16 protein-coding genes are annotated in these 14805 nt (G+C 66.7%); 7 read left to right on the plus strand and 9 right to left on the minus strand.

Features of this window, described 5'->3' with window-relative positions; translation table 11 throughout:
* Window positions 1-10: 10 nt before the first annotated feature.
* A complete protein-coding gene (locus tag IGS55_RS13300; RefSeq protein ID WP_230517500.1) occupies window positions 11-841 on the plus strand; it encodes an ATP-binding cassette domain-containing protein in 831 nt (276 codons plus the stop codon).
* Here IGS55_RS13300 and IGS55_RS13305 read toward each other — a convergent pair.
* The gene (locus tag IGS55_RS13305) at window positions 798-1508 is read right to left on the minus strand and encodes an HAD-IA family hydrolase (RefSeq protein WP_230517501.1); all 711 of its coding nucleotides are present in this window, start codon (window positions 1506-1508) and stop codon (window positions 798-800) included. The genes IGS55_RS13300 and IGS55_RS13305 overlap by 44 nt on opposite strands.
* Before the next feature lie 55 nt (window positions 1509-1563).
* Window positions 1564-2016, minus strand: a complete 453-nt coding sequence (locus IGS55_RS13310; protein WP_230517502.1) for an META domain-containing protein — start codon at window positions 2014-2016, stop codon at window positions 1564-1566.
* A gap of 142 nt (window positions 2017-2158) precedes the next feature.
* On the opposite strand from IGS55_RS13310, the gene IGS55_RS13315 reads away from it, so the two are divergent.
* The 5 genes from IGS55_RS13315 (at window position 2159) to IGS55_RS13335 (ending at window position 7286) form a co-directional block, all read left to right on the plus strand.
* The gene (locus tag IGS55_RS13315; RefSeq protein WP_230517503.1) at window positions 2159-3109 is read left to right on the plus strand and encodes a hypothetical protein; all 951 of its coding nucleotides are present in this window, start codon (window positions 2159-2161) and stop codon (window positions 3107-3109) included.
* The gene (gene pdxR, locus IGS55_RS13320; RefSeq protein ID WP_230517504.1) at window positions 3106-4575 is read left to right on the plus strand and encodes a MocR-like pyridoxine biosynthesis transcription factor PdxR; all 1470 of its coding nucleotides are present in this window, start codon (window positions 3106-3108) and stop codon (window positions 4573-4575) included. Before IGS55_RS13315 ends, pdxR begins: the two co-directional genes overlap by 4 nt.
* Before the next feature lie 99 nt (window positions 4576-4674).
* Window positions 4675-5889: a benzoate/H(+) symporter BenE family transporter gene (locus IGS55_RS13325; protein ID WP_442908161.1), complete on the plus strand. Its 1215-nt coding sequence runs from the start codon at window positions 4675-4677 to the stop codon at window positions 5887-5889.
* An 85-nt stretch (window positions 5890-5974) separates the two neighbouring features.
* Window positions 5975-6706, plus strand: coding sequence for a CPBP family intramembrane glutamic endopeptidase (locus tag IGS55_RS13330; RefSeq protein ID WP_230517505.1), 732 nt, complete (start codon window positions 5975-5977; stop codon window positions 6704-6706).
* Between the two features lie 37 nt (window positions 6707-6743).
* Entirely contained in the window at window positions 6744-7286 is a 543-nt protein-coding gene (locus IGS55_RS13335) for a gamma carbonic anhydrase family protein (protein WP_230517506.1), read from the plus strand.
* On the opposite strand, the gene IGS55_RS13340 is transcribed toward IGS55_RS13335, so the two are convergent.
* The 7 genes from IGS55_RS13340 to IGS55_RS13370 form a co-directional block, all read right to left on the minus strand.
* Entirely contained in the window at window positions 7259-8200 is a 942-nt protein-coding gene (locus IGS55_RS13340; protein WP_230517507.1) for an acyl-CoA desaturase, read from the minus strand. The genes IGS55_RS13335 and IGS55_RS13340 overlap by 28 nt on opposite strands.
* A complete protein-coding gene (locus IGS55_RS13345; RefSeq protein ID WP_034782889.1) occupies window positions 8200-8517 on the minus strand; it encodes a DUF3144 domain-containing protein in 318 nt (105 codons plus the stop codon). Before IGS55_RS13345 ends, IGS55_RS13340 begins: the two co-directional genes overlap by 1 nt.
* A 71-nt stretch (window positions 8518-8588) precedes the next feature.
* Window positions 8589-9089, minus strand: coding sequence for a gluconokinase (locus IGS55_RS13350; protein ID WP_230517508.1), 501 nt, complete (start codon window positions 9087-9089; stop codon window positions 8589-8591).
* A gap of 2 nt (window positions 9090-9091) precedes the next feature.
* Complete coding sequence (locus tag IGS55_RS13355) at window positions 9092-9595, minus strand: OmpA family protein (protein ID WP_230517509.1); 504 nt, start codon at window positions 9593-9595, stop codon at window positions 9092-9094.
* A 16-nt stretch (window positions 9596-9611) separates the two neighbouring features.
* On the minus strand, window positions 9612-10871 hold the full coding sequence (locus IGS55_RS13360) for a diguanylate cyclase domain-containing protein (protein WP_230517510.1): 1260 nt from the start codon (window positions 10869-10871) through the stop codon (window positions 9612-9614).
* Between the two features lie 8 nt (window positions 10872-10879).
* Complete coding sequence (locus IGS55_RS13365) at window positions 10880-11461, minus strand: YfiR family protein (RefSeq protein WP_230517511.1); 582 nt, start codon at window positions 11459-11461, stop codon at window positions 10880-10882.
* A gap of 195 nt (window positions 11462-11656) precedes the next feature.
* The gene (locus IGS55_RS13370) at window positions 11657-13309 is read right to left on the minus strand and encodes a Na+/H+ antiporter (protein ID WP_230517512.1); all 1653 of its coding nucleotides are present in this window, start codon (window positions 13307-13309) and stop codon (window positions 11657-11659) included.
* 191 nt (window positions 13310-13500) lie between these two features.
* Between IGS55_RS13370 and IGS55_RS13375 the strand changes: the two genes are divergently transcribed.
* Window positions 13501-14799 carry a c-type cytochrome gene (locus IGS55_RS13375; RefSeq protein ID WP_230517513.1) on the plus strand — a complete coding sequence of 433 codons (1299 nt, stop codon included), beginning with the start codon at window positions 13501-13503 and terminating at the stop codon, window positions 14797-14799.
* Window positions 14800-14805 lie beyond the last annotated feature (6 nt).

A 14805-nucleotide genomic window follows, 5' to 3' on the forward strand; every position in this document is an offset into this window, starting at 1 on the left:
GGAAGACACCATGCTGCTTGCCCCCATCCAGATCGAAACGGATTTTTTGTCGCACTTCGTGCAATACGACCCGGCCAGCGCGCCGCCGCAGGCCAAGGCCGCGCCGCAAGCTCCCCTGGCGCGCCGCGGCGTGCCTTTGGAGCTGACGCAACTGAGCAAATCCTACACCAGCCGTCCCGTGCTGAAAAACGTCGACCTGCAGCTGGAAGCGGGAGAATTTGTCGCCATCGTCGGGCGCAGCGGCTGCGGCAAGAGCACCTTGCTGCGCGCGATCGCGGGATTGGAAAGCGCCGATGACGGCAAGGTTGCCATCGGCAGCGGCGTGGGCGCGCCCGACATCCGCATCATGTTCCAGGAATCGCGTCTGCTGCCGTGGAAGACGGTGCTCGACAACGTGGCCCTGGGCCTGCCCCGTTCCGTCGGCGCGGCTGCCGCCTCGCTGTGGACGGTGGGCCTGGCCGAACGGGCGGACGACTGGCCGTCGGCCCTGTCGGGCGGGCAGAAACAGCGGGTGGCGCTGGCGCGCGCCCTCGTGCACGAGCCGCAACTGCTGCTGCTCGACGAGCCATTGGGCGCGCTCGACGCCCTGACGCGCATCGAGATGCAGCAGCTGATCGAGTCGCTATGGCTGGCGCGCGGTTTCACGGCCGTGCTGGTGACGCACGACGTGGCCGAAGCCGTGGCCCTGGCCGACCGCGTGCTGCTGATCGAGGAGGGGCAGATCACCATGGACGTGCCGGTGCACTTGCCGCGCCCGCGACAGCGCGGCCATGCGGCCTTCGCCGCGCTCGAGCAGGCTATCTTGTCGCGCGTGCTGCAGCCGTCTCTGCCAGGACAATAAAGCCGTCGCTATCGACGGTTGCCACGATGGCTTCATAATTGTCGATGGCCGGGTGGCGCGTGGCCAGCGGGTGCGCATGCGTGGCGGTGACGACGATGACCTTTGCACCGGCCGCTTCGCCCGCCTCGATGCCCACCGACGCGTCTTCGAACACCAGGCAGTCGGAGGGCGCCACGCCCAGTTTTTCAGCCGCCAGCAAGTAGCAATCGGGCTTCGGCTTGCCGGCTTTGACGTCTTCCGCCGTCACCATGATGGCCGGTATCGGCATGCCGGCCGCCTTCAGGCGGGCAGTGGCCAGCGCGCGCGGCGCCGAGGTGACGATGGCCCATTGCGCGGGCGGCAGCGATTGTAAAAAGCGCAGCGCGCCCGCGATTTCAATGATCCCTTCCACATCGATGATTTCCGCATCCGTGATGCCCTGCGACTCGCGTTGCGCGTCGACGCCTGGCAAGCGCAGTTTGGCGATGGTGTCGACCGAGCGCGCGCCGTGGATGGTGGGCAAAAAGGCCGCCACGTCGAGGCCCTGGCGCTGCGCCCACGTGCCCCAGATGCGTTCGGCGGCGGCGATGGAATTGATGACGGTGCCGTCCATGTCGAACAGAAAAGCGCGGTAGCGGCCGGCGGCCGATGGTGTCGGGGATGAAGACGGCGAGGGCAGTGCGGACATGGCTTCCTTCCGGATGATGGGCTGGAAGCCATTGTAACGGCAGTCGATTTTTATTTCACAGGTAGACCGATTCAAACCTGGCCACGGGCGCGCCATCCTTGAGCAGAATCAGCTTCTCGCCTTCGAGCTGGTAGCCCGTCACGCTGTTCAAATTGGCCAGCACGGCGCTTTCCAGCTGCATCAAAGGAGGCGGGCAGGCCATGCGGGTGCCGGCCAGTTGCGTGAAGCGCAGGGCCGTGCCGGCCACGGTATAGCCGCCCATGACGCGGTTGCAGCCCGTGAAACCTGTGACTTTGCCATCGGCGGTAAGGGTGATGCGCACTTCGCGTTCCTGCTGCGGCGCCATCGCCACGGGAGCCCCATCGAGCTGCGTCAGCTTCCAGTAGGTATTCGTCAGGCTGGCCTGCGGCGCCAGGCTGGCGTTTGGCTTGGCGCTGTCGCTGGTGGCGGCACAGCCGGCCATGGCGATGGCGGCGGCGAGGGGAAGGTATTTCAGGCGATGCGGCATGGGTTGCTCCTGTGAGGGGGAATGCCCGCAGACTAGCAGGTTTTTCGCGCCGCTCAGCGCACGGCAGCGGTGATTGTTTCCATTTTGCCAGTCCTGGCATTAAACTCATGCTTTCTTTAACGTTGATCGGGGAGCCGGGCCGATGCTGCAAGCGCAAGCGCTGGATAATCGACTGGTCGCCACTACTGACGACGACGTGCTGGTCGACCGCATCGTGCCCGGCGCGCCGCTGGTCATCGCCTTCGGCTTTGTTTCGTGGACCACGCGTCCCGCCTTCGATTTTTACGGGCGCCTGAGAAAACTGGAGCAGGCCAGCGGCCAGCCGCTGAACAAGATCCTCGTGCGCGATTCGGGCAATGCCTGGTACCACCGCCGCATCGCAGGCCTGGGCAACCATGTCGACGAGACGGCGCAAGCCTTGCGCGAACTCGTGCGCCGCATCGCGCCCGGTCAGGTCACGACCGTCGGCCAGTCCATGGGCGCGTACGCGGCCGTCATGTACGGCTTGCTGCTGGACGCGCGGCAGATCGTCGCCTTCGGGCCGCTGTCCTTCCTCGACGCGCGGCAGGCGCGCTTGTACCATGAGCTGCGCTGGCTGCCCATGATGGAATCGCTGGCGCAAGACCCGCCAGCCTCCGGCTATTACGACCTGGCGGCCCTGTGCCGCGCCAGGGCAACCGGGCAGACGCAGCTGCACCTGGTGTTCGGCACGCGGCCTGACGCGGCCCGACCGGATGTAGCTAACCTTGGCGCCAGCGCCGGCGAATCGGTCAACCTCGACGCCATGCACGCGCAGCGCCTGGCCGCCTATGGTCAATGCACCCTGCACCCATTTCCCCAGTCGGGTCACGCCGTGGTGCAGCACCTGATCGACACGAAGCGTATCAATAGCTTGCTGGCCAGCTGCATACTCGGCCTCACGTTGGCGCCCGAGCCCATGCCGGAGATCGGCGCCGCCTGGCAGGACTGGGTGGCGGAAAACCTGCGCTTGGGCTGCGCCGGCGAACAGCTGGTGGCCGTGCTGCAGCAGCACGGTTTTTCGCTGGACAGCAGCATGGCCGCCGTGGATGCCGCGCGCGCCAAGGCCATATGACGCCGCAGTTCGAACTCGACACCCTGAAAATCCGCATCGCCGCGCCCGAACTGGCGGCGCTCGATTTGCGCGTGCGCGTGCAGCGCGCGCTGCGCCAGCTGATACTCGACGGCGTGCTGGCGCCCGGCCTGCGCCTGCCTGCCACGCGCGCGCTGGCGCAGTCGCTGGGCGTGTCGCGCGATACGGTGGAAATGGCGTACGCGCAGCTGCGCCTGGACGGTTATATCCAGCGCCAGGCGGGATCGGGCAGTTTCGTCTCGCCGACGATAGGCGCGAGCTTGCTGGGCAAGCCGGCGGTGGCGCCGTTGTCCATGCCAGCGCAGCCGGTGGCGCTCAGCACACGCGGCGCGCGGATTCTCGCCAGCGGCGGCGTGGCCGACCAGCAGACCGTAAAAGCTTTCGCCACTGGCTTGCCGGAAACGCGGGCTTTTCCGCTTGACGTGTGGGAGCGCTTGCGGCGCCAGGCGGCCGGCGAGCACCATGTGCTGCTGCACGGCGACCCGCAAGGGGCCGAGCCTTTGCGCCAGGCCATCGCCGACTATGTGAACCTGGAGCGGGGCGCGCGGGCCACGGCCGGCCAGGTGCTGGTGCTGAGCAGCACGCGCCAGGCGCTGTACCTGTGCGCGCAGGTGCTGGCCGACGCGCATGGCCCCATCCTGATGGAAGACCCCGGCTATTTCGGCGCGCGCAAGGCGTTCGAGATGGCGCAGCTGCGCGTCGTGCCCGTGCCCGTCGATGCGCATGGCTTGTCCATCGCACACCTGCGGGCGGACCGCAGCGGCGCCAACACGGTGTACGTCACGCCGTCGCACCAGTACCCGACGGGCGCCACCCTGGCGCTCGAGCGCCGCCTGGCCCTGACTGCCTGGGCGGCCGAGCGCCAGGGCTGGATCATCGAGGACGATTACGACAGCCAGTTCCACTACGCCGGCTTGCCGACGGCGTGCGTGCAGGGGCTCGACACGCGGCAGCGCACGATTTACCTGGGCACCTTCGCCAAGTCGCTGTATCCGGGCCTGCGCATCGGCTACATGGTGCTGCCGCCCGCGCTGGTGCAACCGATGACCCATGCGCGCAGCATCCTCGACGGTCACACGCCACAACTCGATCAGCTGACACTGGCCCGTTTCATCGCCGATGGCCATTTCGCGGCCCATGTGCGCGCCATGCGCAAGGTCTACGCCGTGCGCCGCGATGCGATGGCGCAGGCCGTGCGGCGGCACTTGCCGCACGTGGTCACGGCGCAGCTGCCGCCGGGCGGCTTGCAGATGCCGTGTCTGCTGCACGAGGGCAGGGTGGAGCTGGACACGCTACGCCTGGCGGCGCAGGCGGGCATCGTGCTGCCGGGCCTGAGCCGCTTGTACGCGACGCCGCCGGCGCGCGGCGGCTGGCTGCTGGGTTTTGCGGCCTTGACCCCGCACGAGATCGACAGCGGCATCGTCCGCCTGGCCCGCGCGCTGGGTTGATTGTTCAAGTGGTCTGTTGGATGTGAGTAAATTGGCCTGTCTGAGCAGTCCATGCGAAAGCTAAGATGCCCCTTTTCATAATCAGGCAAGGGCACACGCATGCAGACAAGTTCCACACCATCGGCCTCGATCGATAACATGGCGCAGCCGCGCTGGCGCGACCTGGCGTCCCCCGCCATGGCCGCCTTCATTTCCGTACTCGTCAACTATGGCGGCACCTTCGTGCTGGTGTTCCAGGCGGCCCAGCTGGCCCAGCTGAGCGCCGCGCAGACGGCGTCCTGGGTCTGGTCGCTGAGCATCGGCGTGGGCGTGACGGGCATCTGGCTCAGCTACCGTTACCGCGCGCCCATCATCACGGCCTGGTCCACGCCCGGCGTGGCCTTCCTGGCCACCGTGATGCCGCACACGCCGTATGCCGAGGTGATCGGCGCCTATATCGTGTCCGCCATCGCCTTCATTGTACTGGGCATGTCCGGCGCCTTCGAGCGCCTCGTGCGGCTGATCCCAAGCGGCATCGCCGCCGGTCTGCTGGCCGGCATCCTGCTGCAGTTCGGCGTGAACGCGTTTGGCGGCGCCAGCGCCGATCCCGTGCTGGTGGTGGTATTGCTGCTGTCGTACGCGGTGCTGCGCCGTTTCACGGCACGTTTTGCCGTGGTGGGCATCATGCTGATCGGCCTGTCCCTGCTGCTGGCGCAGGGGCGCATCGATGCGCAAGGCATCGAACTGGCCCTGGCCGCGCCCGTGTTCGAGATGCCGCGCTTTTCCGTGGCGTCGCTGCTGGGCGTGGCGCTGCCCCTGTTCCTGATCACCCTGACGGGGCAATACATGCCCGGCATGCTGGTGCTGCGCAACGACGGCTACCAGGTCAGCGCCAATCCCATTCTGACGGTGACGGGACTCGGTTCGCTGCTCATGGCGCCATTTGGCGCGCACGCCTTCAACGTGGCCGCCATCACGGCCGCCATCTGCACGGGCAAGGACGCCCATGCGGACCCGTCGAAGCGCTATGTCGCGGGCCTGGCTTGCGGCGTGCTGTACATCCTCGTGGGTATCTTTGGCGTCACCCTGGCCAGCCTGTTCATGGTCTTGCCGCGCCCCTTCATCACGGCGCTGGCGGGCCTGGCCTTGCTGGGCGCCATCGGCAACAGCCTGGCGCAGGCGATGGCGGACGTGCGCATGCGCGAAACGGCGCTGATCACTTTCCTGGCGACGGCTGCGAACGTGACCCTGCTGGGCGTGGGCGGCGCCCTGTGGGGGCTGGCGGCGGGACTGGCGGCGCACGGGCTGATGCATTGGGGGCGCAAGGCGGCATAGCCTGGATATTTGCCCATTTTGCCAGCCGCCGCATACAATTGCTGCGCCCGTGCCCGTTGGCACCGTCCTTTTCCCGATGTGAGCGATGGCCGACCTGACTTCCCTGGCGCAGTATCTGCTGGCGATCGCGCCCGCCTTCCTCGTCTGCGCCGCCTTGCTGCTGGCCGTTCCCCGGACGGTGCCGCTGCTGCGCGTGCTCGTGCACATCGTGTTTTTCGTGCTGGCGCGCGACGCGATGACGGCGCACGGCTACTGGCAAGTGGCGGCGGGCGGCTTGCGCTTCACGGCGCCGCCGCTGGTCTTGCTGGCGCTGGGCGCCATGTCGCTGGGGCTGGTGGCCACCACGTGCTGGCTGGAAAGCGAGGCGCGCCGCCAGATCCACTGGTTCGGCATGCGGCCGGCCCTGTCGGTGCTGCTGGGCGTGGCGGGCGCCGCACTGATCATCGCGCTGGCGACGGGCTTGAAAGCGCTGTCCGGCTTGCCGTCCCTGCCGCCCGTCGCGCCATCCATGCTGCCCTTGCTGCTGGGTTTTGCGCTGGCGGCCAACTGCTATGAAGAATTGCTGTTTCGCGGCTTGCTGCAGCAGCAATTGCGCGCCTGGCTGCCGGCCTGGCGCGCGGCGCTCGTGTCGGGCCTGCTGTTTGGCCTGTGCCACGCCTTCCTTGCCACTACCGTCACGCAGGTGGGTGCGCCCATCGTCGTCTTCACCGTGATCGAAGGCATGGTGGCGGGGCTGGTATATTGCCGTGCCGGCTTGTTGGGCGCGTCCCTGGCCCATGGCCTGGCCATTTTTGCGCTGGCCGCCGGCTGGGTGTGAATCCTGTTGTTTCAATTTAATGAAGAGTGAGAAAGCGATGCCTGTCAGTTCCTACCTGAATACCTGCCCCGTCGTGGGCGAGCGCGTCTACCTGCATGACACGGCGCAAGTGATTGGCGACGTGCAGATCGGCGATGATTGCTCGATCTGGTGCAACAGCGTGCTGCGCGGCGACGTCAACCGCATCGTCATCGGCGAAGGCAGCAATATCCAGGACTTTTCCATGGGTCACGTGTCGCACAGGAATGCGGCCAAGCCCGACGGTTCACCGTTGACCATCGGCAAGTACGTGACCATCGGCCACTCCGTCATCTTGCACGGCTGCACGATCGGCGACGAGTGCCTGATCGGCATGGGCAGCATCGTCATGGATGACGTGGTGGTGGAAAAGCACGTGATGCTGGGCGCGGGCAGCCTGGTGTCGCCGGGCAAGGTGCTGGAAAGCGGCCACCTGTACGTGGGCCGGCCCGCCGCCAAGGTGCGCGCGCTGACGGAAGCGGAAATCGCCTACCTGCGCTATTCGGCCGAGCACTATGTGCGCGTGAAGAACAATTACCTGGCAGGCCAGGACGACGCCTGATCGTCGGCGTCGCCGAGCCGGCGCAGTTCCGGCCGCGGCGCCAGGTTTTGCGGCAGGCGCAGTCCGGAGACTAGGCCCAGGCGCCGCAACAGCAGCAGCATCCACCAGCCCGGGTCCCATTCGCCCGGCAGCAGGCCCAGCCTGGCCGAGCCTGGATACGCATGATGGTTGTTGTGCCAGCATTCGCCCATGGTCAGCAGCGACGTCAGGCGGATATTCCTGCCTTGTACGGCGGCGCCATGGACCTCGAAGTGCATCTGCCCATGGTTGTGGGCGAAGTAGCCGATCAGCCAATGGCCGAGCACGCCGGCGCTGACCCGCGCGCAGACACCCCAGCAGACGAAGCCCCAGCCGCCCCAGGCATAGAACAGCACGGCCCATGGCAGTTGCTGCAGCATCCAGGTTCTTTCCAGGAAACGGTAAAAGCGGTCGAGCGCGATGCGCGGCTCGATGGCGATGTGGGGCGGGTGGTCGAGTTCCAGGCGGCAGAATAATTGCCACCAGGCATCACGCCAGAAGCCGGCGCCGTGGCGCAGATAGGGATGGCAAGCGGGCAGGCGCTGCGCATAGTCGCGCAGCTCGTGCTGGCGCAGCAGGCCCAGCGGGCCGCTGAGGCCCACCAGCACGCCCAGGTAGACGAGCGCATATTCCAGCCACTGGGGGCATGCAAAGCTGTTGTGGATCAGCTTGCGGTGGCTGCCCAGCGAGTGGCCGAACAGCAGGACGACGGCCGTGCCGGCCGCAAACAGCAGCAGGCCCATCCAGCTGAAGAAGAGCAGGGCGCCCGTCACGGCGCCGGCCAGCATGGCCGTCAGCCATAGCGAGGTCAGCGGCGCAAAGCGCACCGTGCCGTGCAGCACGCTATCGGCGTGGGTGGCGCGGGCGCGGTGGCCGTCCAGGCTGGCTGCGGACATCAGCCCTTGGGGGCCGACGACGGTTGCGTGTACTTGTCGAAGTTGGTGATGTAGTCGTTGAAGTTGTCGGTCAGCATGCGCTTGTACTGTTCCGTGAAGAAGGCCACGGCACCTTCCTTCTCTTCCTGCATCTTGGCCACGTCGTTGCTCTTGCTGGCGACGAGGAAGGCGTTGAAGCGGGCGGCCGCGTACAGCAGCGAGGTGGCCACTTCATTGCCGCCGCTGTGCATGCATTGTTCATTGGCCAGGGCGATGACCTGGTCGGCGCGTTCCCAGAATTCCGGGCCCGGTGCTGGTTTTGTCGTTGGTGTGCTCATAGAAATCCCTCATGAAAGTGCGCGCCAGTCTACACAGGGGGGCGCGGGCTGTCCAGCCGCGCGGCTGCCTGTCAGGGCGCTTGCAGGATCTGTGCGACCAGCACGGCCAGCGGCTGGCGGACGTCGAGCACCATGCCGGCTTCGTCCGGCAGCAGCGGCTGCAGGGTGGCCAGCTGGCTGTCGAGCAGGCTGGCCGGCATGAAATGGCCGGGGCGCTGCAAGCGGCTTTCCAGCACGGCGCGCGGGCCGTCCAGGTGGGCAAAGCGCAGGGCAGGATCGCCTTCGCGCAGCACGTCGCGGTAGGCGCGCTTCAGGGCCGAGCAGGAGACGACGAGGCCGCTGCCTTGCGCGCGGGCCGTGGCGATCCGGTCGCGCAGCGCGGCCAGCCAGCCGGCCCGGTCGGCATCGTCGAGCGCGATGCCGGCGGCCATCTTGGCCACGTTTTCCGGAGAATGCACGTCGTCGCCTTCCACGTAGGGCACGTGCAAGGCCTCGGCCAGCAAGCTGCCGACGGCGCTCTTGCCGCAGCCGGACACACCCATCACGACCCAGCGCACGGCGGGCACGCCCATGATCAAGGGGCCGAGACGATGACGGTGACGCGGCGGTTTTCCGCCTTGCCCGTCTTGCTGGCATTCGAGGCTACCGGTTTGCTCATGCCTAGCCCCTTGACGGTGATGTTCTCGCGTGGAATGCCCGATGCGCTCATGGCGTCGGCCACCACGTTGGCGCGCGCCAGCGACAGCTTGTTGTTGTACGCTTCCGTGCCTTCGTTGTCCGTATGGCCTTCCACGCGCATGTGCGTGATGCCCACTTTCAGCAGGGCGGCGCTGATTTTCTGGATGGCCATGCGGCTCGGCGGGACCAGCTTGGCGGCGTCGAATTCGAACAGCAGCTTGTCGGTAAAGCTCAGTTCCCAGCCTTCGTCCGTCTGGTTGAAGCCTTGTTCTTTCAGGGTGGCGACTTGCTCGGGGCTGAACAGCGGCTTGGTCTCTGGCGTGCTTTGGCAGGCGGCCAGCAGGCCCAGCATGAACAAGCCGAGTAAGCCGCGGCGTAATTGCGTGTAGATGAATTGCATGGTGTTGCTCCTTGGTTCAGGGGTGAATATGGGGTTGCGGCAGGCGCGCCACCTGGCGCGTGCCGCGCTGCGCCTGCTTGGCGCGGTACATGGCTTCGTCCGCCGCGCCGACCAGCGAGATGGCGTCGATGGCGTGATCGGGAAAGACGGCCACGCCGATGGTCAGCGAGCTGACGATGCTGTTGCCAGTGGGCAGTTCAATGGCTTGCGCCATGGCGGCGATGATGTTGTCGGCGATGTGCATGGCGTCGCTGCTGTTGCGCAGCGGCTTGAGCACGATGGCGAATTCGTCGCCGCCCAGGCGCGCCACCAGGTCGCCTTCGCGCAATTGCTGCTTGATGCGCGCGGCGATCGTCACCAGCACGCGGTCGCCCGAGGCATGGCCGAAGGTGTCGTTGATGTATTTGAACCGGTCGCTGTCGAGGAACAGCACGGCCACCTTGCCATTGCCGACCCGCGCGTCGAGGATGGCGCGTTCCAGCTCCGCTTCCATGAAGGCGCGGTTCGACAGGCCCGTCAGGCTGTCGTGGTTGGCGCGGTGCGACAGCGAGGCGTGTTCCTTCTGCAGATGGCTTTGCCACGCTTCCAGTTCGTCGAGCAGGGCGTTGAAGTCGTCATTGATCTGGTTCAGTTCGGCAATATTGGCGGGCGGCACGCGCAGTTCGAACGAACGGTCGCGCCGCACCCGGTGCGCCGTTTCCGCCAGATGGCGCAGGGGCGACGTGATTTCCGTTTCCATGCTGCGTGACAGGCGCACGGCGACGACCAGGCTCAGCACCAGGCAGGCGAGCAGGCAGCTCAGGCCGCTGAGCAGGAAGGGCAGCAGGCTGCGGCTGTGCGGCACCAGCTTGATGCTGCCGATGGCCTGGTCATTGCGCGTGATGGGGAAGGTCAGCGAATCGGGCAGCATCCAGCCCGTCAGCGCACGCTCGATGTAGTAGCGCGTGCCGTGTTCGCCCCGTTCCCAGCGGGCCAGCACCTTGCCGGCCTGGTCGCTTACCTGCGCCTGGTCGATATCTTCATTGACGCCGATCAGGGCCAGCGCTTCCCTGGCGGCCATGGAGTCGCCAAAGACGACGGCCCCTTCCACCGTATAGCTCATCGAACGGGCCACCAGGCGCAGGTTCTGGTCCGAATACACGCGCAGGGCCAGCAGCGCCACGGCCGTCAGCGTCAGGCCGGCCGCCAGCACGGCGATCAGCGACACGCTCAGGTGGGCGCGCCGCAGCACGCTGTCGAGCGTGCGGCGGGGCTGGCGGGCAGGCTTGTTGCTCATGCGGGCGCTCATGGCGGCGGTCCCTTGCGACGTGCAATTTGCAAGGCGTTCGGATGCACGCGCAGGCCGCTGCGGGCGATGGCGTCGAGGTTGACGTCAAAACCGATCTGCGCCTCGGTCAGGCGCAGGCAGAACATGGTGCCCACGGTACAGGACGTGCCCGGTTCGGCGACCGATAGAATCGGTTTGCCGATGATCTGCGCCAGCAGGTGCTCGCGTTCGCTTTCGGGCAGGCTGCCCAGGTAGACGACGTCGCATTCGCTGGCTGCGCTGGCCATCGCCGGGCTTTTCACGCGGATGCGCGGGCCCAGGCTGGAGGCGGGCGTGTCGACGATGGCCGCGCCGTAGCGGGGTGCGCCGAGCATGCAGACGCGCACTTCCTGGCGCGCCACGGGCCAGCGCACATAACTGATGATGCCAAACAGGACCTGGGCCACTTCGGCGTGACGCCTGGCATCGGCAGCCGCGCCCGTTTGCGCCCCCGCCGCGCACGGCGCCAGCGCAGCGCAGGCGAGCAGCGAGGCCAGCAGCACGACAGCGAGCAGGACGGGCGGCGCGGGGCGCTGCCGGTGGCGAGGAGAGAAGGGCACGGCGTCGGTGTCTTTATGCAGGTCGGGTGGCTATTCAAATAGTTACTCTGCAACACATACTCTACGGAAGTCCATGTTGAAAGTAAATCACGGCATGACGCCATAAAACCTTGCATTATAAACACGAATGTGGAAACTTGCATTCTTTGCCATGAGAATTACCTGATCAACATTGTTTCCCGCAACAGATCGTTGTTATTCTTCCAATGTCGCTTCCAGCAAGTCGATTTCGCGCAGCAGGCGCAAGTGGATGGTGTCGTCCAGCTCGCCCGAGATGCGGCGGCGGAACAGCTCATCGCGCTCCGCATTGAGCGCTTCCAGGCGCAGCGAGCGCTCGGCCCTGGCCAGTTCCTGCAAGCGCATCGCCTCGTCGTTGCTGCTCTCGCCATACGCGAGGCGGCGCCGGTAGGCTTCGATCAGGCGGTTGGCCGCTTCCGTGACGACTTGCTGCTTGTCATTCTTGTCGATGCCTTCGCACACTTTTTCCAGCCGCGCGATCGCTGCTTCGGCGGCGGCGGCGCGGGCATTGCGCTCTTCCGTCGAGCGGCGCGCGGGGGGCGCGAAGACGAGGCCCTTGGTCAGCAGGGGCAAGGTGACGCTGGCCAGCAGCAGCGACAGCAAAATCACGCCCATGGACAGGAAGATGACGAGGTCGCGCGCGGGAAAGCGCGTGCCGTCGGGCAGGAACAAGGGCAGGGTCAGGATGCCGGCCAGGGTCAGCGCGCCGCGCACGCCCGCGAACGACGCCACCAGCAGCAATCGCAGGCTGGGGCGGGCCAGCAGCGCCGCGTCCTTCGATTCGCCGGCCACCTTCTTGTGGTGCTTGAACAGGGTCAGTTTCATGGAAATGAAGACCCAGAGGAAGCGCATGAAGGTCAGCCCCACCGTGATGGCGATGACGAACAGCGGCAGTTTCCAGGCGCTGCCGGCGCCGATTTCGGCCGATGCGGCCGGCAAGCCGGCAACGGTGGTGGGCAGCTGCGCGCCCAGCATGACGAAAATCACGCCATTCAAGACCAGTTGCACGGTATCCCACACGGCCTTGCGCTGGGTGCGCGTGGCGGCCAGCGGGCGGCCGATCAGGTCGGCGTAATGCATGGACACGCCCGCCGTGGCGGCGGCCAGGATGCCGGAGCCGTGGATTTGCTCGGCGCCCAGGTAGGCGGCGAACGGGATCAGGATGCTGATGAGGATTTGCAGGCCCGGCTCTTCGCCCACCTTGCTCACCAGCCATTTATTCGCCAGGCCCACGCCCCAGGAGATGGCAAGACCGATGACGATGCCGCCGCCCGCTTCCTGCAGGAAACTCAGCGAGGCTGCGCCGATGGAAAAGCCGCCCGTCATCATGGCGCCCACGGCAAACGTGAAGCAGACGAGGCCCGACGCGTCGTTGAGCAGCGATTCGCCTTCGAGGATGTGCATCAGGCGCGGCGGGATCGGATTGCCTGCGGCGATCGCCGAGACGGCCACGGGGTCCGTCGGCGACAGGATGGCGCCCAGCGCGAAGGCGACGGCCAGCGGCACGCTGGGAATCAGCCAGTCGATGAAAAAGCCCATGCCCAGCACGGTGAACAGCACGAGGCCGATGGCCAGCATCAGGATCGAACGCGCGTCGGAAAAGAAGGCGCCCTTGGGAATGCGCCAGCCGTCGAGAAACAGCAGCGGCGGGATGAAGAGCAGGAAGAAAATGTCGGGATCGAGCGGCACTTGCACGCCAAACACGGCCAATCCCGTGCCGCCGGCGATCTGGATCAGCGGCAGCGGCAGCTTGACCCAGCGCGAGCGGGCGAGAAAGCCGCACAGGACGACGGTCAACACGAGGATGAGGATGATGGCAACGGTATGCATGAAGGGAGAGGCGGCGTGCTGAAACGCTGATTATAAGGCGCAGCCCGCCTGCAGGCGGCATCTGCGTGTCATTGCGTACATACAACAAGTCACAATCGCGGTAAGATTCTCCCATTCATTGTCACAATCTGCCCTGCTGCCGCCGTCCGTGCGCGGCAGGCGCGTGCTTGGCCTTTTACCGGACGCCTGTTTTGCTCAAGAAAATCTTCACCGGCCTGCTGCTGTCGCTGGCATTGCTCATCGTGGCGGCCCTGGCCGCATATCTGTACTACTGGCGCCCCGCGCTGGCGCCCATCGATCCGCCCGCCGCCACGGCCTTTTCGCCGCAAGCGGTGGAGCGGGGCCGCATCCTGGCTGGCATGGGCAATTGCGCCGCCTGCCATACGGCCAGGGGCGGTGCCGGGTACGCGGGCGGCCACGGCCTGGCCACGCCGTTCGGCACGATCTATGCGACGAATATCACGCCCGACCGGCAAACGGGCATCGGCCGCTGGTCGCTGGCCGCCTTCCAGCGGGCCATGCGCGAAGGCGTGGGCCGCGATGGCGCCCATCTGTATCCCGTCTTTCCGTACACCCATTTCAACCTCGTCTCGGACGCCGACCTGGCGGCCTTGTACGCGTATTTCATGACGCGCCCGCCCGTGTATGCGGTGGCGCCCGCCAACAGCGTGCCTTTCCCCCTGAACGTGCGGCCGCTGCAGGCGGGCTGGAAGCTGCTGTTTTTCAAGCCGGCCAGCTATCGACTGGATCCCGCGCAAGGGCCGGACTGGAACCGGGGCCGCTACCTGGCCGAAGGCCTGGCCCATTGCGCCGCCTGCCATACGCCGCGCAATGCGCTGGGCGCCGAACTTGCCGGCTCATCCTATCTGGGCGCGTCCATCGACCACTGGTATGCGCCGGCCTTGACCGGCGCCAACACGGCGCCCTTGCCGTGGACGCAGGACGAGCTGTACGCCTTTTTGCGCACGGGGGCGACGGCCCTGCACGGCGTGGCGGCGGGGCCCATGTCGGCCATCGTGCACGAAGGCATGGGCGCCTCGCCCGATAGCGACATCCGCGCCTTGTCCGTGTATTTTGCGGGCGTGGCCGGGGCGGATCGGCGCAAGGTGGATGCGGATGCCGTGATCAAGGCCGGCATCGTCCGCTCGCAGCGTGTCAGCCTCGTCGACAACGACCGTGGCGCCAGCCTGTACGTGGCCGCCTGCGCGTCGTGCCACTCGAACAGCGATGGCAAGCCCGCGGCGCTGCGGCCGGAACTGAGCCTGAACAGCGCCGTCAGCGCGCCCGATCCCGCCAACCTGATCCAGGTGATATTGCACGGCTTGAGCAAGGACGAAGCCATGCCCGGCGTGCTGATGCCCGGCTTTGCCGCCTCGCTGACGGATAACGACGTGGCTCAGCTGGCCGCCTATTTGCGCCGCAGCCGCAGCCACCAGCCGGCCTGGACGAATCTGGAAGCGGCCGTGGCACGCGCCCGCGCCAGTAAGTAATTACTG

It is taken from the genome of Janthinobacterium sp. EB271-G4-3-2 (assembly GCF_020858035.1).
Taxonomy (GTDB): Bacteria; Pseudomonadota; Gammaproteobacteria; order Burkholderiales; family Burkholderiaceae_D; genus Janthinobacterium; species Janthinobacterium aestuarii.